General features: G+C 65.4%; 20 protein-coding genes. 14 read left to right on the plus strand and 6 right to left on the minus strand.

What is annotated here, in order from left to right; genetic code table 11:
- Positions 1-27 precede the first annotated feature (27 nt).
- Together V6M63_RS24050 and V6M63_RS24055 are read left to right on the plus strand one after the other, a co-directional pair.
- Positions 28-573 carry a DUF3299 domain-containing protein gene (locus tag V6M63_RS24050; RefSeq protein ID WP_332746052.1) on the plus strand — a complete coding sequence of 182 codons (546 nt, stop codon included), beginning with the start codon at positions 28-30 and terminating at the stop codon, positions 571-573.
- Positions 574-591: 18 nt separating this feature from the next.
- The gene (locus tag V6M63_RS24055; RefSeq protein WP_332746054.1) at positions 592-1,548 is read left to right on the plus strand and encodes an AEC family transporter; all 957 of its coding nucleotides are present in this window, start codon (positions 592-594) and stop codon (positions 1,546-1,548) included.
- Between the two features lie 128 nt (positions 1,549-1,676).
- On the opposite strand, the gene V6M63_RS24060 is transcribed toward V6M63_RS24055, so the two are convergent.
- The gene (locus V6M63_RS24060) at positions 1,677-2,132 is read right to left on the minus strand and encodes an NINE protein (protein ID WP_056276482.1); all 456 of its coding nucleotides are present in this window, start codon (positions 2,130-2,132) and stop codon (positions 1,677-1,679) included.
- Positions 2,132-2,662, minus strand: coding sequence for a GNAT family N-acetyltransferase (locus V6M63_RS24065; RefSeq protein ID WP_332746056.1), 531 nt, complete (start codon positions 2,660-2,662; stop codon positions 2,132-2,134). The genes V6M63_RS24060 and V6M63_RS24065 overlap by 1 nt, the downstream gene beginning before the upstream one ends.
- A 185-nt stretch (positions 2,663-2,847) precedes the next feature.
- Between V6M63_RS24065 and rpsP the strand changes: the two genes are divergently transcribed.
- The 6 genes from rpsP to V6M63_RS24095 all read left to right on the plus strand — a co-directional run bounded on the left by rpsP (position 2,848) and on the right by V6M63_RS24095 (position 6,945).
- On the plus strand, positions 2,848-3,102 hold the full coding sequence (gene rpsP / locus V6M63_RS24070; RefSeq protein ID WP_291087994.1) for a 30S ribosomal protein S16: 255 nt from the start codon (positions 2,848-2,850) through the stop codon (positions 3,100-3,102).
- A 16-nt stretch (positions 3,103-3,118) separates the two neighbouring features.
- Positions 3,119-3,718, plus strand: coding sequence for a ribosome maturation factor RimM (rimM, locus tag V6M63_RS24075; RefSeq protein WP_332746060.1), 600 nt, complete (start codon positions 3,119-3,121; stop codon positions 3,716-3,718).
- Positions 3,719-3,930: 212 nt separating this feature from the next.
- On the plus strand, positions 3,931-4,707 hold the full coding sequence (trmD, locus tag V6M63_RS24080; protein WP_332746062.1) for a tRNA (guanosine(37)-N1)-methyltransferase TrmD: 777 nt from the start codon (positions 3,931-3,933) through the stop codon (positions 4,705-4,707).
- A 145-nt stretch (positions 4,708-4,852) separates the two neighbouring features.
- Positions 4,853-5,218 carry a 50S ribosomal protein L19 gene (rplS, locus tag V6M63_RS24085; protein WP_056276479.1) on the plus strand — a complete coding sequence of 122 codons (366 nt, stop codon included), beginning with the start codon at positions 4,853-4,855 and terminating at the stop codon, positions 5,216-5,218.
- Positions 5,219-5,292: 74 nt separating this feature from the next.
- Positions 5,293-5,970: a CoA pyrophosphatase gene (locus V6M63_RS24090; RefSeq protein WP_332746064.1), complete on the plus strand. Its 678-nt coding sequence runs from the start codon at positions 5,293-5,295 to the stop codon at positions 5,968-5,970.
- 45 nt (positions 5,971-6,015) lie between these two features.
- Positions 6,016-6,945: a CobD/CbiB family protein gene (locus tag V6M63_RS24095; protein ID WP_332746066.1), complete on the plus strand. Its 930-nt coding sequence runs from the start codon at positions 6,016-6,018 to the stop codon at positions 6,943-6,945.
- Positions 6,946-6,951: 6 nt separating this feature from the next.
- Here V6M63_RS24095 and rsgA read toward each other — a convergent pair whose 3' ends face one another.
- Genes rsgA through V6M63_RS24110 form a run of 3 tightly spaced genes read right to left on the minus strand, consistent with a single transcriptional unit; the run spans position 6,952 to position 9,492 of the window.
- Entirely contained in the window at positions 6,952-7,899 is a 948-nt protein-coding gene (rsgA, locus tag V6M63_RS24100; protein WP_332746068.1) for a ribosome small subunit-dependent GTPase A, read from the minus strand.
- Positions 7,899-8,219, minus strand: coding sequence for a 4a-hydroxytetrahydrobiopterin dehydratase (locus V6M63_RS24105; protein WP_332746069.1), 321 nt, complete (start codon positions 8,217-8,219; stop codon positions 7,899-7,901). Before V6M63_RS24105 ends, rsgA begins: the two co-directional genes overlap by 1 nt.
- 7 nt (positions 8,220-8,226) lie before the next feature.
- A complete protein-coding gene (locus V6M63_RS24110) occupies positions 8,227-9,492 on the minus strand; it encodes a M48 family metallopeptidase (protein ID WP_332746070.1) in 1,266 nt (421 codons plus the stop codon).
- Between the two features lie 101 nt (positions 9,493-9,593).
- On the opposite strand from V6M63_RS24110, the gene orn reads away from it, so the two are divergent.
- The 3 genes from orn (at position 9,594) to V6M63_RS24125 (ending at position 14,225) form a co-directional block, all read left to right on the plus strand.
- A complete protein-coding gene (gene orn / locus V6M63_RS24115) occupies positions 9,594-10,199 on the plus strand; it encodes an oligoribonuclease (RefSeq protein ID WP_332746072.1) in 606 nt (201 codons plus the stop codon).
- Positions 10,200-10,306: 107 nt separating this feature from the next.
- Positions 10,307-11,902, plus strand: coding sequence for an inorganic phosphate transporter (locus tag V6M63_RS24120; RefSeq protein ID WP_332746074.1), 1,596 nt, complete (start codon positions 10,307-10,309; stop codon positions 11,900-11,902).
- 364 nt (positions 11,903-12,266) lie between these two features.
- Positions 12,267-14,225 carry a DEAD/DEAH box helicase gene (locus tag V6M63_RS24125; protein ID WP_332746076.1) on the plus strand — a complete coding sequence of 653 codons (1,959 nt, stop codon included), beginning with the start codon at positions 12,267-12,269 and terminating at the stop codon, positions 14,223-14,225.
- A gap of 92 nt (positions 14,226-14,317) precedes the next feature.
- Here the strand turns inward: V6M63_RS24125 and V6M63_RS24130 are convergent, their stop codons facing one another.
- On the minus strand, positions 14,318-14,443 hold the full coding sequence (locus V6M63_RS24130) for an allophanate hydrolase-related protein (protein ID WP_332746084.1): 126 nt from the start codon (positions 14,441-14,443) through the stop codon (positions 14,318-14,320).
- Between the two features lie 125 nt (positions 14,444-14,568).
- Between V6M63_RS24130 and V6M63_RS24135 the strand changes: the two genes are divergently transcribed.
- From V6M63_RS24135 to V6M63_RS24145, 3 genes are all read left to right on the plus strand, one after another.
- Positions 14,569-14,910 (plus strand): FAD-binding domain-containing protein, encoded by a 342-nt coding sequence (locus V6M63_RS24135; protein WP_442909647.1) that lies wholly within the window; start codon positions 14,569-14,571, stop codon positions 14,908-14,910.
- A complete protein-coding gene (locus tag V6M63_RS24140) occupies positions 14,910-15,134 on the plus strand; it encodes an arsenate reductase/protein-tyrosine-phosphatase family protein (RefSeq protein ID WP_332746078.1) in 225 nt (74 codons plus the stop codon). Before V6M63_RS24135 ends, V6M63_RS24140 begins: the two co-directional genes overlap by 1 nt.
- A 246-nt stretch (positions 15,135-15,380) precedes the next feature.
- Positions 15,381-15,636 (plus strand): ESPR-type extended signal peptide-containing protein (locus tag V6M63_RS24145; RefSeq protein ID WP_332746079.1); only part of this gene is annotated, 256 nt, incomplete at its 3' end.

The raw sequence follows: 15,636 nt of genomic DNA on the forward strand, positions 1-15,636 counted from the left end.
CGTGCAACCACCCAGGAGCCCGAGCCGATGCGAACTTTCTTCAATGGCCTGTGGCTGAGTAGTTTCCTGGTGGCGGGTGTGTCCGCGCAAACGCTGAGCTCACCGCTGCCACCGGGCACCCCGCCACCTGCCAACGCGGATGGCGCGGCCCTGCCGCACGGGCAGGGCGCCGGCGTGCACAGCCCGCTGAGCCCGTTTGCGCCACTGCCCAAGCGCACCGACGTGGTGGCCTGGTCCACGCTGACCGACATCACGACCAAGGTGGAGAAAAAGCGCATCGTTCCCGTGTATCCCGCGCCGGTGGCCGCGCTCAACCAGAAGACGCTGCGCCTGCAGGGCTTCATGATGCCGCTGGAGCCCGGTGAGAACCAGCGCCACTTCCTGCTCGCCTCGGTGCCGCTCACCTGCGGCTTCTGCACGCCCGGCGGGCCCGAGAGCATGGTCGAGGTGCGCACGAAGACGCCGGTGAAATACAAGCTCGAAGCGGTGGTGGTCGAGGGCACCTTTCACGTGCTGCACAACGATCCCTACGGCCTGTATTACCGCATCACCAACGCCGTGGGCATTCCCTAGCGCGGATACCATCGGTGGGTGAACCTTGCCGCCCACCCCGCCGTTGCGTCGCTGACCCCCGTCTTTCTCCTGATGGCCATCGGCTTCCTCGCCGGGCGGCTGCAATGGATCCGCGACGCCTCGGTGAAGGACCTCTCCAACCTCGTGTTCCTCGTGCTGATCCCGGCGCTGCTGTTTCGCACCATGAGTGCGGTGCAGTTCGAAGAACTGGACCTGCGGCCGGTATTGGCCTATTTCCCCGCCGCGCTGTTGCTGCTGGCGGTGTCCATCGCCTGGCGCGGTTTCAACCGCGCCAGCGTGGTCATGGCCATGGCCGGGGTGTTCTCCAACATGGTGATGATCGGCATCACGCTGGTCGAGCTGGCCTACGGCAAGGCCGGCCTGGTCACGCTCCTGACGCTGGTGTCGGTGCATGCGCTGATCCTGCTGACCACCGGCTCGGTGGTGCTGGAACTGGCCGTGGCGCGCGAGGCGCGCGCGGGCGGGGAGCGTGCGCCGCACCTGCTGCAGACAGCGACCTCGGCCATCAAGGGCGCGCTGATCCATCCCATTCCCCTGCCCATCATCAGCGGCCTGCTGTTCTCGCAGACCGGCTGGAGCCTGCCCGCGGTGATCGACAAACCCCTGCTGTTGCTGGGCAATGCGTTTGGCCCGCTGTCATTGGTGCTGATGGGGGTGACGCTGGCCAGCACGCCCTTGAGAGGCCACCTGCGCGATGCGCTGTGGATCACCTGCTCCAAAAACCTGCTGCTGCCCGTGATGGTGGGGCTGAGCGCCTGGGCCCTGGGCATCACCGGCCTGCCACTGACCGTGATCGTGGTGGCCGGTGCGCTGCCCATTGGGGCCAACGTGTTTCTGTTTGCGCAGCGCTACGACGTGGCCCAGGAACTCACGACCGCGAGCATGGGCATGACCACGCTGGTGTCGCTCTTCACGTTGAGTTTCTTCATGCTGGCCATGTCGTGGATCAACTGAAACGCAACTGTCTTGCCGGCGGCTGCTGCGCCAGACCAGAACACCGCGGAACCGGCTCCGCCGGGCCGCAGGTGTTGCCCCCTGCAAGGGGGTGACGCGCCAAAGGCGCGGCGCGGGGGGGAGCCAATCTATTGGCTGATCTTGCGGGCCTCTTCGATCTGGTACTCGAAGTAGCGCTGGATGCCGAAAGCCAGGCTGCCCATGAAGGCCACGGTGCCCATGAGCAGCGCGAGCACCAGCGTTCCGATGGTGAGCCAGTGGGTGGCGCCAGCGTTGGCATCCACTGGCAGCGTCGGGTTGAACCAGCGGTTCCACTTTTCGCGATCCGTCAGCGCGTAGACGATGCCGGTGAGGCAGCTCGCGGCAATGGTCATGCCCAGCAGCGGGATCAGCACCCACGAGAGCTTGTCGTCCTGCCCGTAGGTGAGCACGCGGTCCACACCCCACCAGCCCAGGGCCGCGGGGATCGGGTGCAGCCAGCCAATCCAGTCGCCCAGGCCGCGCAGGTAGAAGCGGTGCAGCCCGAGCGTGCCTCCGAGCACCGCCAGCACCGCGGCCAGCGTCTTGTTCTTGCCGCGGCCGATCACGCAGCGCTCTCGGGGGGCGTGGTGTCGCCGGCACCCAATGTTTTCTGCATCAGCACGATGTCGAGCCAGCGGTCGAACTTCCAGCCACACGACTGAACCACACCCACGGTTTCGAACCCCAGCGCCTTGTGCACACCGATGGAACCCGCGTTGGCGGAGTCGCCGATCACGGCCATGACCTTGCGCACGCCGCCGCGCTCCAGCGCGGCCATCAGCTCGGCCAGCAGCGCGCGGCCCAGGCCCTTGCGGTGTGCTGCCGGGTCCATGTAGATCGAGTCTTCCACCGAGAAGCGGTAGGCCGGCCTCGGCTTGAACCAGTTGCCGTAGGCAAAGCCCAGCACCTGGCCGCCGTCTTCGGCCACCAGCCAGGGCAGACCCTTGGACAGCACGTCGGCGCGGCGCGTGGTCATGTCGGTCAGGCTGGGCGGTGTGGTTTCGAAGGTGCCGGTGCCGTGCAGCACGTGGTGGCCATAGATGCGGGTGATGGCGTCGAGATCGTCGTCTCGGCTGGGGCGAATCGTGGGCATGGAGCGTTTCAGAACGAACAGGGTGGAGTCGGTGACTTGGGAGGCCACCAGACGGGCTATAATCGCGGGTTTCGTGGCGTTTCGCTGACCGGGTGGTCAGTCGTGTGTCTCAAGCGCTGCAGATAGCGGATCGCAAGATCCAGTGATGTGCCAATTTCGGCACCTCTCCACCCGAAGGATAAATCATGGTCGTCATTCGACTTTCCCGCGGCGGCTCCAAAGCCCGTCCTTTCTACAACATCGTCGTTGCAGACAAGCGCAACCGCCGCGATGGCCGCTTCATCGAGCGCATCGGTTTCTACAATCCCCTGGCACGCGGCGGCGAAGAGCCTCTTCGCATCGCCCTGGATCGCCTGACCTACTGGACCGGCGTGGGTGCCACCCCGTCCGACACGGTGGAGCGTCTGGTCAAGCAGAACGCCGCCAAGGTCGCGGCCTGATCCTGCTGACCGCACGGTGAGCAGCCCCGCGTCTGGCGCCTTCACGGCGTCGTCCCTCCCGACCGATGCGGTCGAGTTGGGGCGCATACAGGACGCGTGGGGCATCAAGGGTTGGGTTCGAATCCTGCCCTACAGCGCCGACACTTCGGCCCTGATCGGTTCCCAACAATGGTTCCTTGAGCCGCCCGAAGCCCGCTTCGCGCGCGGCTTTTCGGCGTTTTCTGGCTGCGTGAGCGTTGGGCTTGTTGAAGTCAAACCCCACACCGACGGACTGGTCGCACAGATCGAAGGTGTGAACGACCGCAATTCGGCCGAAGCACTCAAGGGCGTTCGCCTCTATTTGCCACGCAGCGCCTTTCCCGCAACGCCCGAGGGCGAGTACTACTGGGTCGATCTGATTGGTCTGGACGTGGTCAACCGCGAGGGCGTGCATCTGGGCGTGGTGCGCGACCTCATGGCCACCGGACCCAATTCGGTGCTGGTGCTGGAGTACACCGACACTGTCGACGGGGTAGAGCAGGTGGCCGAACGCATGATCCCGTTTGTCGCGGCCTACATCGACAGCGTGGACAAGGCATCACGCCGCATCACCGCCGACTGGCAAACAGACTATTAGAAGGCCCCCCTGCGACGCTGACGCGTCTTCCCCCCAAGGGGACGGCGCCTGCGGTCTGGCAAAGCCAGTCCCGCGGCACCTCTGGACAAGGCATTTGTCTCCGGCGACCGTGTCTGATTCAAGAGATGCCGTGGAACCGGCTTTGCCGGGCCACAGACATCGTCCCCCTGGGGGGAAGACGTGTCAGCGTCGCAGGGGGGCACAATCAATTCATGCGCTTCGACGTCATCACGCTGTTTCCTGAACTGTTTGCGCCGTTTCTGCAACACGGCATCAACCGCCGCGCTTTTGAATCCGGGCTGGTCGACGTTCATCTCTGGAATCCGCGCGACTTTGCCGAAGGCAACTACCGCCGCGTGGATGACCGCCCGTTCGGTGGCGGTCCCGGTATGGTCATGATGGCCGAGCCCTTGTGGCAGTGCCTGCAGGCGGTGCGCGCCGAACGCGCGGAGCCAGACGAGGCATGCGCGCCAGTCGTGTTGTTCTCCCCCATCGGCGAAGCCCTCAACCACGCCGGGGTTGAAGGCTGGTCTGCCAGCCAGGGTGCCGTTCTGCTGTGTGGCCGCTACGAAGGCATTGATCAACGTTTCATCGACGCCTGCGTTGATCTGCAGATCAGCCTGGGCGACTTTGTGCTCTCGGGTGGTGAAATCGCTGCCATGGCGCTGCTCGATGCGGTGGCGCGTCTGCAGCCCGGTGTGTTGAGCGATGAGGGAAGCCATCAGCAAGACAGCTTCAACCCCGCGCTCGACGGCCTGCTCGACAGCCCACATCACACACGCCCCGAGGTCTGGCAGGGGCCGAAGGGCCCGATGCCGGTGCCTGAGGTGTTGCTGGGTGGTCACCACGAACGCATCGCACGGCATCGCCGCGAACAGAGCCTGGCGATCACCGCCCGCCAGCGGCCTGACCTCCTGGCTCGTGCCAGGGAGCAGGGTTTGCTCGATGGCGCAGACCTGACTTTCCTGCGCGCCCAGGGATTGCTATAATCCAAGGCTTTTCGATCCTCTACCGGCCGCCGCGACCGGGTCAGCCCGCAATCCTCGAGCAGAACGTCTGCAAGAGGTTGGACAGGGCCCCTGCCGGATTCGTGGCCTTTAGTGCAGCGCGGGAATGATCGACGAACAGGAAACCATGAACCTCATCCAGACCTTAGAGCAAGAAGAAATTGCTCGCCTCGGCAAAGTCATTCCGCCGTTTTCTCCCGGTGACACGGTCATCGTCAGCGTGAACGTGATCGAAGGCACCCGCAAGCGTTTGCAGGCCTACGAAGGTGTGGTGGTTGCCCGCCGCAACCGTGGCCTGAACTCCAGCTTCATCGTGCGCAAGATCTCCAACGGTGAAGGTGTCGAGCGCACCTTCCCGCTGTACAGCCCGCTGATCGCCAAGATCGAAGTCAAGCGCCGTGGTGATGTGCGCCGCGCCAAGCTGTACTACCTGCGCGATCGCAGCGGCAAATCGGCACGTATCAAGGAAAAGCTGGGCAGCAAGGCGGCATAAGCCTGCGCTTGCTCTCCCAGTGGAAAGCCGCTCTCCGGAGCGGCTTTTTTGCGTCTGGCCTATGCTGTCTCGACATGACCCAACTCCTGCCCGCGTTCGATCCGCGACTCGTGCCCATCGTCAACGCCGACGAAATCACGCACCCTGCCCATCCCGAGCGCCTCACCGCCAGCGGGCTGCGCGAGCTGTTCGCCAACCCGCCGCACTGGACACCCGAGCTGGTGCGCGAAATCAAGTTTGCCGACCGCGCGCCCGCCCATGCGGCCGTGCTGCTGCCCCTGGTGATGCGCGAGGAACTCACCTTGCTGCTGACCCAGCGTACCGCGCACCTCTCCACGCACTCGGGGCAGATTGCCTTGCCCGGCGGCAAGCTCGATGCCACCGACGCGGATGCCACGGCGGCCGCGTTGCGCGAAACGTTTGAAGAGATCGGTTTGCCTCCTGAACGCATCGAGGTGCTGGGTACGTTGCCGGTGTACGTCACGGGCACCTCGTTCATCGTCACGCCGGTGGTGGGACTGGTGCAGCCGGGCTTCGAGCTGTTGCCCAACCCCGACGAGGTGGACGACGTGTTCGAGGTGCCGCTGTCATTTCTCATGAATCCGCTGCACCACCGCCGTCACGCGTTCGACTTCGAAGGCGTGGTGCGCGAGTGGTACTCCATGCCTTACCAGGACGGGGATCAGGAGCGATTCATCTGGGGCGCCACCGCCGGCATGCTGCGCAACTTCTACCGACTGCTCAGCGCCTGATCTTGCTTCGCAGGTCCGCGCCGCGCGGGCCACTATGATCGACCCATGGGTTTCTTCGCCATCCTCATTGCCTTGCTGCTGGAGCAGGCGCGTCCACTGGCCTACGACAACGTGGTGCACGCCGCGCTGCGCGGTTGGTCCCGCGCGGTTCGCCGCAACCTTGATGCGGGCGAGTCCTCGCACGGCTGGGTGGCCTGGGGGCTGGCCGTGGGGGTGCCCGCGTTGCTGGTCGCGCTGGTGCACTGGGGCTTGTGGTGGTTCAGTTCGGTGCTGGCCTTCGTGTGGATGGTGGCGGTGCTGTATGTGACGCTGGGCTTTCGCCAGTTCAGCCACCACTTCAGTGAAATTCGCCACGCGCTGGAAGAAGGCAACGATGCGCTGGCGCGCGAGAAGCTCGCTGCCTGGCTTCGGGTGGATGCCTCCAGCCTTCCGCGCAGCGAGCTGCTGCGCCAGGTGATCGAACACTCGGTGCTCTCGGCACACCGCCACGTGTTTGGCGTTCTGGTGTGTTTTGTGGTGTTCTGGGCCCTGGGGCTGGGGCCGGCTGGCGCGGTGTTCTACCGGTCAGCCGAATACCTGTCGCGCAACTGGCGCGCACGCCCCGATGGCACACCGAGTCTGGCCTTGCAAAAAGCGGCAGCGCGCGCCTGGGCCTTTGTTGACCATGTGCCCGCCCGCGTGACCGCGCTGGGCTTTGCCGTGGTGGGCAATTTCGAGGAAGCCGTGGCCAGCTGGCGCGGCGACGCCGAGCGGTTTGCGCCGGGCAGCGACGGTGTGGTCCTGGCGGCCACGTCAGGCGCACTCAACGTGCGCCTGACACCGCAACCGGACCCCACACTGTTGATCGACGAAAGTGATCCCGGCAGCCGACCCGAGCCGCAGCTGGCCCACCTGGGCAGCGTGGTGGGCCTGGTCTGGCGCGCGGTGGTGTTGTGGATGCTGCTGCTCGCGCTCGTCACGCTCGCGCGCTTCTGAGCCAGCTCAGTACTTGCGTTTGTCCGACAGCTCGGCGAACAACTCTCGGTAGAGCCGGTAACGGTTCTCGCTGATCGCCAGCGGATCGCCTCCGGTGACTTCCGCACCACCCGTCTGCACATGCGCCACCACCGCACAGCCTGGCTCGTGCAGGTGGGTGCAGTTGTAGAAGCGGCAACTGCCCAGCGTCGCGTTCAGATCGGGCATCAGGTGGGCGAGCTGCATCGGCTCGATGTGGTTCAGGCCGAATTCCTGGAAGCCCGGTGAATCGATCAGTGCGGTGCTGCGGGCTTCGTCCACCCAATACCAGGTGGTGCTGGTGGTCGTGTGTTTGCCCGAGTTCAATGCGCGCGAAATCTCGCCAGTGAGCGCCTTGGCCATGGGCACCAGCCGGTTTACCAGCGTGCTCTTGCCCACACCCGATGGACCGAGCACCAGCGTACGTTTGCCGGCCAGGCTCTGTTGCAGGGCATCGAGGCCGTCGTCTCCACCAGCGTCCTGGCCTTGCGCCTTGAGTCGAAGCGGCATCACCGTGCAACCCATGCGGCGGTAGGGATCCAGGCGCGCCCAGGCGCGGTCGAAGGCGGGCTGCAGATCGCTCTTGTTGAGCACGATCAGCACCTCGATGCGTTCGGCCTGCGCGGCGATCAAGGCGCGCGCGAGCTGGCTTTCGGAGAACTCGGGGTCGGCCGCCACCAGCACCAGCACCTGATCGAGGTTGGCGGCGAACGATTTGGTGCGCATCTCGTCCTGCCGGTAGAACAGGTTGCGCCGTTCGTCCACACGCTCGATGCTGCCTTCGTCGCCGGTGATCTGCCATTGCACCTGATCGCCGACCACCACCTGGCTCTTCTTGCCTCGGGGATGGCAGATGCGGCGTTCGCCGTCTGTGCTTTCCACCATGCAGTGCCGGCCGTGGGCCGCCACCACCAGACCGGTCTGGAGATCGGCCATCAGGCCTTCTGCAGTGCGTCCACCGCGCCCGCGCAATGGAAGTCGCTCACCGAGATGCCGCCCACGTCGTGCGTGTTGAAGCGCACTGTGCAGCGGCTGTAGCCCAAGGCCAGGTCGGGGTGGTGGTCCTCGCGGTGGGCGATCCAGGCCACCGCGTTCACGAAGGCCATGGTCTCGTGGAAGTTGGCGAAGGTGAAGGTTTTCTCCAGCGCGCCATCGAGCAGTTTCCAGCCCTGAACGGATTCGCCGTTGAGTTGGGTGAGCTGGCTCACGATTTCGGTGGCCGAGAGGGCGCGACGGTTCTGGTGGATGGGGTTCATGGGTTCTTCAAGCAGCGGCTTGCAGGCGCGTCAGGCGCTCGCTGGCCGGCGGGTGGGAGTAGTAAAAACGCGCATACACCGGGTCGGGCGTGAGCGTGCTGGCATTGTCCTTGTAGAGCTTGAGCAGTGCGCTGGCGAGATCGGCCCCGTTGGTCTGGGCCACGGCGTAGGCATCGGCCTCGAACTCGTGCTTGCGCGAGAGCTGCGCCATCAACGGCGAGAGGAAAAAGGTGAGCAGTGGGACGACCATCATGAAGAGGATGAGCGCCAATGCGTTGTTGGGCGCGTCCAGAGCAGGCATGACGCCCAGACCGGTGAAAAACCAGGCCTGGCTGGACACCCAGCCCAGCAGCGCGAAACCGGCGAGGCTGAGCGCGAACATCAACCCGATCCGCTTGATGATGTGGCGGCGCTTGTAGTGGCCGAGTTCGTGCGCCAGCACGGCGTCGATCTCTTCCGGGCTGAGCTGCTTGAGCAGAGTGTCGAAGAACACCACGCGCTTGGCCGCGCCGAAACCGGTGAAGTAGGCGTTGGCATGGGCGCTGCGTTTGCTCCCGTCCATCACGAACAAGCCCTTGGCCGCGAAGCCGCAACGCTGCATCAGGGCGTTGACACGCGCCTTCAGGGTTTCGTCAGTCAGCGGCTCGAACTTGTTGAAGAGTGGCGCGATCACCGTGGGGTAGAGCACCAGCGCGAGCAGGTTGAAGACCATCCACACGCCCCAGGCCCACAGCCACCACGCCGGCCCGGCCGCGCCCATGAGCCACAGCACGAGCGCAGCGATCGGCAGGCCTATCAGCGTGCCGACCAGCACACCCTTGAGCAAGTCGCCCAGCCAGAGCGAGAGCGTCATCTTGTTGAAGCCGAAGCGTTCTTCGATGCGGAAAGTGGCATACCAGCCCAGTGGCAGCGTGATCAAGCCGCCGATGACGGCGAACGATCCGAGCAGCGCGAGCTGTTGCACCATGCCACCGCCCAGTGCCGCCAGCAGGGCCTGGTTGAGCCAGTCGAGGCCGCCCAACAGGGTCCAGCCGATCAGCAATGCGGCGTCGATGGCGATCTCCATCATGCCGAAGCGCGTCTTGGTGATGGTGTAGTCGGCCGCCTTCTGGTGGGCTGCCACTGAAATGGTGTCGCTGAACGCCACCGGCACGGTGCCACGGTTGCGGGCCACGTGGCGGATCTGCCGACTCGCCAGCACGGCGCGGATGACCAGCCCCAGCACCAGCAGGGCGCAGAAGAGGGCGGTGAAGGCAAGAGATGCGGTGTCCATGGGGTGGAGTCTATCGAAGACGGCCGCTGTCGCATGCCCTTGGGGGCTTGGTCGAACCGCCGTGTTTCAGGACGTCACGGCCGATCGGTGAAAATCCCGGCATGACTTCTGCCCCCACTCCGGCCGACACGGCCCTGGCCCCTGCCACCACCGACACCCCCTCCCTCGCCAAAAGTGACCAGAACCTGGTCTGGATCGACTGCGAGATGAGTGGCCTGGACCCCGAAAAGGAACGTTTGCTGGAGATCGCGGTGATCATCACCGGCCCGCAGCTCACGCCGCGCATCGAGGGCCCGGTGTTCGTGATCCACCAGAGCGACGCGGTGCTGGGCGCCATGGACAACTGGAACAAGGGCACGCACGGCAAGAGCGGCCTGATCGACAAGGTCAAGGCCAGCACGGTAACCGAGGAGCAGGCGCAGGCCGAGCTGCTGGCGTTCATTGGCAAGTATGTGCCCCGCAGCGGCTCGCCCATGTGCGGCAACACCATCAGCCAGGACCGCCGATTCCTCGTGAAGTACATGCCCAAGCTCGATGCGTACTTGCATTACCGGTGTCTTGATGTCAGCACGCTCAAGGAGCTGGCCAAGCGTTGGCGGCCCGAGGTGTACGACGCCTTCAAGAAGCACCAGAAACACACCGCGCTGGCCGATGTGCACGAGTCCATCGACGAGCTGGAGCACTACCGCAAACACTTTCTGCGCTGAGCGCAGGTGCCCTCTGACGAGAGCGCAGCGCCCAGGCGGATCGGCCCTTGAGCCGATGGGCGCCCCCGATCTACATGACAGAATCGTGACATTCACGCGAGATTCACATGCCCAAAAAAGCCCGTAGCCGCTTCATCTCCAAGCACCAGGAGGCCCTTCAACTGGGCGCTGCGGTGCTGTTCCTCATCCTGGTGGGGGTGTACGCCTCGCTCACCGGCGCATCCACCATCGGCCTGACCTCGTCGGCTGTCTGGCTGCTCATCGTGGCCGCCAGCGTGGGCGCCTACATGGCCATGAACATCGGTGCCAACGACGTGGCCAACAACATGGGTCCTGCCGTGGGTTCGGGCGCCATGACCATGGGCTGGGCCATCGTGGTGGCCGCCGTGTTCGAGGCCTTGGGCGCCATCGTCGCGGGTGGTGACGTGGTTGGCACGATCAAGGGCGGCATCATCGATCCGTCGCAGATCAACGACGCCGCCGTGTTTGCCTGGGTGATGTTCGCGGCCCTGCTGGCCGGTGCGCTCTGGCTCAACCTGGCCACGGCGGTGGGCGCGCCCGTCTCCACCACGCATTCCATCATTGGCGCTGTCATGGGTGCGGGCATTGCCGCTGGTGGCTGGGGCCTGGTCAACTGGGACACCATCGGGGCCATCGTGCTGAGCTGGGTGATCTCGCCACTCATGGGCGGGGCGCTGGCCGCCGCGTTTCTTTACCTGATCAAGCGCAGCGTGACCTACCGCAGCGACAAGACCGAGGCCGCCAGTCGTGTGGTGCCGGTGCTCATCTCGCTGATGGTCTGGGCCTACACGACGTACATGCTGCTCAAGGGTGTGAGCCAGTTGGTCAAGATCGGGTTCCTGACCGCCCTGGCCATCGGCCTGGTGGTGGCCGTGGTGGTGTGGTGGCTGATCCGCAAGCCGATTGCACGCATGGCCATCCGCCAGGACAACAGCAAGGACGGCGTGAACCGCCTGTTCACCTGGCCCCTCATCTGTTCGGCCGCGCTGTTGAGTTTTGCGCACGGCGCCAACGACGTGGCCAACGCGATCGGACCGCTGGCCGCCATCTACGAAGCGGTGAAAGAGGGCGCCATCGCCACCAAGGCCGGCACGCCGCTCTGGGTCATGGTGCTCGGCGCGTTGGGCTTGTCGGTGGGTCTGGCGCTGTATGGCGCGCGTTTGATCCGCACCGTGGGCAAGGAAATCACCGAACTGGACAACATGCGCGCCTACTCCATCGCCATGTCGGCCACGCTCACCGTGATCGTCGCCTCGCAGCTCGGCATGCCGGTGTCGACCACGCACATTTCCATCGGCGCGGTGTTCGGCGTGGGGTTCCTGCGCGAACTGCTCAAGGTGAACTACGCCAAGATGGAAGCGGTGGTGTTTGCCGGCCACCAGGGCGCCGACCGTGCCGAGGTGGAGGCCTACCTGCACCGCTTCGAAGCGGCCGAGGTGCAGGAGAAGAAGCGCATGCTCGCCGAGATGAAGCGCCGCACCAAGCAGCGCGAGGCGACCCAAACCGCCGAGGGTGCCTTGCTGGCCAAAAAAGAACAGCGGGCGATGAAGAAAGCGATCAAAAAGGAGATCGTCAAACGCTCGGCGGTCATGCGCATCGTGGCCGCTTGGATCATCACCGTGCCCGCCACGGCAGTGCTGGCGGCCATTCTTTTCTACATCGTCAGAGCCGTTCTGAACTGAGTTCGAAAATCAGTTCAGGGTTTTCCCTGAACTTCGGGCTATAATCAGCGGCTTCGCGGGCAACTGCGATGATTTGTGCATCTGCCTCACACACAGGCCCCCCGATTGCAACGGTGGCGCAGTCCTTCAAAAGACCGCAACACCCGCCAGACTCTTCAGAGCCTGGCCAACGGATGGGGACCATTCGCTCCCCAGCGTCACCGGATTCTTCCAGCGTGACCCCAGGCGCGTAGACCGTTTGATGGTTGATGTTTTGTAACCACGAACGGATCTAGCGCCATGGAGCGGCCACCCCTTGCGGGTCGGCTGACCTTCCCAGCGTCTTCATTCGATCAATTGCGCATTTTTTGGCGCATGGACGAACATGAGCGACTCTTTTGAAACGATGGGCGACTTCACGCCTGAAATCCTCTCTGCCGACATCGACGCAGAGATTTCTTCCACCGACACCACTGAGGCCACCCAGCCTGAAGTGCCTGCAGCACCCAACGGCTTCCAGCTGCTGGGTCTGGCACCCGAACTGGTGCAGGCCTGTGCCGACCTCGGCTATGTGCAGCCCACCCAGGTGCAGAACAACGTGATCCCCAAGGCCATGCTGGCCGAAGGCGAAGCGCGTTTTGCCGACCTGATGGTCTCCAGCCAGACCGGCAGCGGCAAGACCGCGGCCTTCCTGCTGCCCGTGCTGCACACCCTGCTGCAACAGCGTGCCGATGCCGACGCCAAGGAACGCGCCGAGCGCGAACGCCTGACCGCCGAAGCCCTGGCCCGTGGTGAAGCGCCGCCCAAGGCGCCCAAGCGCAAGGACCCCACCAGCTCGCGCAATTTCAAGGCCGCCACCCCCGGCGCCCTGATCCTGTGCCCCACGCGCGAACTCGCCCAGCAGGTGGCCAACGACGCCATCGACCTGGTGCGCCATTGCCGTGGCCTGCGCGTGGCCAACGTGGTGGGCGGCATGCCTTACCAGTTGCAGATCGCCAAGCTGCAGAACGCCGACCTCGTGGTGGCCACCCCCGGCCGCCTGCTCGACCTGCAGCGCTCGCAGCAGCTCAAGCTCGACCAGGTGCAGTTCCTGGTGGTTGACGAAGCCGACCGCATGCTCGACCTGGGCTTCTCCGACGACCTGGCCGAAGTCAACGACCTCACCAGCCAGCGCCGCCAGACCATGATGTTCAGCGCCACGTTCGCGCCGCGCATCCAGCAGCTCGCCATGCGCGTGATGCACGAGAACGGCAAGCACGTTCAAAAGGTGCAGATCGACAACCCACAAGAGCAACACGCCAACATCAAGCAGGTGCTGTTCTGGGCTGACAACGCCGATCACAAGCGCAAGCTGCTCGACCACTGGCTGCGCGACACCGGCATCAACCAGGCCATCGTGTTCGCCAGCACCCAGATCGAGTGCGACGGCCTGGCCAACGACCTGCAGCAAGAAGGCTTCTCGGCCGTCGCGTTGCACGGTGCCCTGAGCCAGGGCATCCGCAACCGCCGCCTGATGGCGCTGCGCGCCGGCCAGGTGCAGATCCTGGTCGCCACCGACGTTGCCGCCCGCGGCATCGACGTGCCCACCATCACCCACGTCTTCAACTTCGGCCTGCCGATGAAGGCCGAGGACTACACGCACCGCATCGGCCGCACCGGCCGTGCCGGCCGCGATGGCCTGGCCATCACCTTTGCCGAAGTGCGCGACCGCCGCAAGATCTTCGACATCGAGGCTTACACGCGCCAGCGCATCAACGTTGAAACCGTGACCGGCCTGGAGCCACGCCAGCGCGCGCCGCAGGCCGAGACCTTCGGCCGTGGCCGCCCGGCAGGCCGTTCGAACGACCGCTTTGGCGGCAACGATCGCTTCGGTGGCAACGACCGCCGTGGTGGCCCTGCACCGCGCTTCGAAGCCCGCGCCGAGGCACCCCGCGTCGACCACAGCCGTCCCGGCACGCGCTTTGACCCGCGTTTCGAAGGCCGTGCCGAGCCGCAGCGTCCTGAAGGCCGCTTCGACAACCGCGGCGAGAACCGCTTCGGCGACCGTGGCGAGAACCGTGGCGAAGCCGGTGGCTACCGCCCCGACACGCGCCCCGCTGCCGGCCGCAACTTCGCCGACCGCGCGCCCGCGCGCCCCGGCTTCGGCCCCAAGCCCGGCGGTTTCTCCAGCTTCGGCCGCAGCGACAAGCCCATGGGTGACCGGGGTGGTGATCGTGGTGCGGAACGTGGTGGCTTCAGCGACCGTGGCAACGCCGAGCGCGGTGCCATGCGCGGTGGCGAATTCGCACCGCGCCGTCCTGAAGGCGCACCGTCGCGCCCGATGGCACGCCGCAGCCCGCGTTAAGCCAGCTCAGGCCTCAACGGCCTGACAAGAACCAGACTTTCGAGTCTGGTTTTTTTTCGTCTGCGCGCCGCCTCGATGTCTGATCGCTCGCGTCAGCGCGGCGCACCCGCCGCCAACCACGCTCGCCAGCCGCCGAAATGTGTGATGTCGGTCGCGCCCGCGATGCCTTGGCCTTCGCAGATGAAGCCGGGCACCTCGCTGCCATCGGCCAGCTTCACCTTGCCGATGCCCAGCGGCGCCGACCTGGCGCGTCAGGTCATCGACTACGAGCCCGGCATCCACTGGAGCCAGCTGCAAATGCAGAGCGGCACCACCGACCTCAACACCACGCGTCTACAACCTCATCAAGCGGGCGCAGGAGCACGATCCCCACCGCCACTTTGTGCGCCGCTGGCTGCCGGCCATGCAGCGTATGCCCGACACCTGGCTGTTCCCGCCTTGGCTCTTGCCGCCGGAGCAGCAGGCGCGATGCAGGGTGAAGTCGGGTGTGGACAGTGCGGTGCCGCTGGTGGAGGTGGCCACGCGCGCCACCAAGGAGCGCGTGTATGCCCTGCGCGACGACCCCGCTGAGGTCGCCGTGCAGGCCAGCATCGTCAAGCGCCACGGCTCGCGCAACCGCAGCGCGGAAAGTTTCTCGAAACCGCGCCCGGTGGAATCACCCGCGCAAGCCACACTGGACTTCTGATGAACGAGCCCGCGACCACCCCGCGCCGCATCCTGCGGGTGTGCATCGGCAACCGCATGCGCAGCCCGCTCGCGCAGCGCTTTCTGCACGCCGAGCTCGACTCCGCCGGTTGGAGCCACCTGCAGGTCGATTCGGCAGCCACGCGTTGGCCGAGGTCATGGCCCCGGCCGGGCAGCGCCACAAGATCGGCCAACTGGCCCACTTCGCGCGGCGCGACAAGATAACCAACGTCCCCGACCCCGCCGCCACCCTCGCGGTCATCCAGGACGCGTGCGAAGGTTGGGTGGTCAACCACCTGGTGCGAAGACTCGCGCGCTGATCAACGCATGCATTCGTGACGCAGTTCACTCATATTCCGCGCATTTAGTACCCGTGCGGTATTTCGAGCGAGCAGCTCCTTTGTTGTGATCGCCTTTGCCGCCGCTGCACGGTGAGCAAACGATCCAACAAAGAGCACAGGGAGTTTCCGAATGAACCGCAACCGCCACCGGGTGGTGATGAGCGCAGCGCGCGGCGTGTTGGTGGCCTTGGCCGAATGCGCACGCACCCTGGGCAAGGCTTCTGCCGGTACGGCAACGACTGCGGCAGCGTCCCTGTTGATCGGCCAGCCCGCCCAATCGCAGATCACGGCCGACCCCGGCGCCGCGGGCAACCTGCGCCCCACGGTGCTCACCGCGCCCAACGGCGTGCCCCTGGTCAACATCCAGAGCCCGAGTGCGGCCGGTG

This window comes from Hydrogenophaga sp. (assembly GCF_036675665.1).
Lineage (GTDB): Bacteria > Pseudomonadota > Gammaproteobacteria > Burkholderiales > Burkholderiaceae_C > Hydrogenophaga.

What these genes read in the sequence shown, in the direction of transcription:
- V6M63_RS24050 (WP_332746052.1), top strand. Translation starts at nt 28, where the DNA reads ATGCGAACTTTCTTCAATGGCCTGTGGCTGAGTAGTTTCCTGGTGGCG.
- V6M63_RS24065 (WP_332746056.1), bottom strand. Translation starts at nt 2,662, where the DNA reads ATGCCCACGATTCGCCCCAGCCGAGACGACGATCTCGACGCCATCACC.
- rpsP (WP_291087994.1), top strand. Translation starts at nt 2,848, where the DNA reads ATGGTCGTCATTCGACTTTCCCGCGGCGGCTCCAAAGCCCGTCCTTTC.
- trmD (WP_332746062.1), top strand. Translation starts at nt 3,931, where the DNA reads ATGCGCTTCGACGTCATCACGCTGTTTCCTGAACTGTTTGCGCCGTTT.
- rplS (WP_056276479.1), top strand. Translation starts at nt 4,853, where the DNA reads ATGAACCTCATCCAGACCTTAGAGCAAGAAGAAATTGCTCGCCTCGGC.
- V6M63_RS24090 (WP_332746064.1), top strand. Translation starts at nt 5,293, where the DNA reads ATGACCCAACTCCTGCCCGCGTTCGATCCGCGACTCGTGCCCATCGTC.
- V6M63_RS24095 (WP_332746066.1), top strand. Translation starts at nt 6,016, where the DNA reads ATGGGTTTCTTCGCCATCCTCATTGCCTTGCTGCTGGAGCAGGCGCGT.
- rsgA (WP_332746068.1), bottom strand. Translation starts at nt 7,899, where the DNA reads ATGGCCGATCTCCAGACCGGTCTGGTGGTGGCGGCCCACGGCCGGCAC.
- V6M63_RS24105 (WP_332746069.1), bottom strand. Translation starts at nt 8,219, where the DNA reads ATGAACCCCATCCACCAGAACCGTCGCGCCCTCTCGGCCACCGAAATC.
- V6M63_RS24110 (WP_332746070.1), bottom strand. Translation starts at nt 9,492, where the DNA reads ATGGACACCGCATCTCTTGCCTTCACCGCCCTCTTCTGCGCCCTGCTG.
- orn (WP_332746072.1), top strand. Translation starts at nt 9,594, where the DNA reads ATGACTTCTGCCCCCACTCCGGCCGACACGGCCCTGGCCCCTGCCACC.
- V6M63_RS24120 (WP_332746074.1), top strand. Translation starts at nt 10,307, where the DNA reads ATGCCCAAAAAAGCCCGTAGCCGCTTCATCTCCAAGCACCAGGAGGCC.
- V6M63_RS24125 (WP_332746076.1), top strand. Translation starts at nt 12,267, where the DNA reads ATGAGCGACTCTTTTGAAACGATGGGCGACTTCACGCCTGAAATCCTC.
- V6M63_RS24140 (WP_332746078.1), top strand. Translation starts at nt 14,910, where the DNA reads ATGAACGAGCCCGCGACCACCCCGCGCCGCATCCTGCGGGTGTGCATC.